The 526-nt window shown below is 68.6% G+C and carries 1 protein-coding gene; it reads right to left on the bottom strand.

Going from position 1 to position 526, the window contains the following annotated elements:
- The coding region (locus tag KME75_RS42365) for a hypothetical protein (RefSeq protein WP_219420735.1) at positions 1 to 265 on the bottom strand (265 nt) is incomplete at its 3' end.
- Positions 266 to 526: the final 261 nt, after the last annotated feature.

Below are 526 nucleotides of genomic sequence, written 5' to 3'. Positions count from 1 at the left end.
CTGAACCGTCGGCGGGGTTGACGGCGGTGAGGGTGCTCGCAGAGCGGTCGGCCAGGAACAGCGTTCCGCGGCCTTCGTCGGCGGAGGCGACGCTGCCGGTGCCGAGAACGCGGGTTGCGGTGGCCGCGTCCGGGTCGACCAGGTACAACCCGCTGTCCCGGGCCGGGACCAGGACCCGCTGCAGCCGGGGCGAGTAAACGAGGTCATCGAAGTCGATCTGGCCGGCGGCCCCGGGCAGCTCGACCACGCGCGCCTCGGCGGGCAACTCAGTATCGTCGGTTCCACTGCCGCATCCCGCCAGCACCAGTATCAGCGCAACCAACAGCGGCCATCGCCTGCCCATTCGGAGCCTCCCTTCCAAGGATTGCGTGACGTGCGACGTCGGCAATGGGTGTGGGGCAGGGGGTCGGCAAAGTCGCGGTGAGTGGGCGCTGAGCTGCGGCGACACGCGGTCGAGGATGTAAGCACGGGCACGACTCCGGTGGTGATCTTGCGGTTCTCACACCAAGCTTGATCATCGGAGAGC

The sequence above is a fragment of the Pseudonocardia nigra genome, from assembly GCF_019396355.1.
GTDB lineage: Bacteria > Actinomycetota > Actinomycetes > Mycobacteriales > Pseudonocardiaceae > Pseudonocardia > Pseudonocardia nigra.
Note: the sequence above shows the minus strand (reverse complement) of the source record. Positions and strands in the feature narration are given on the sequence as shown.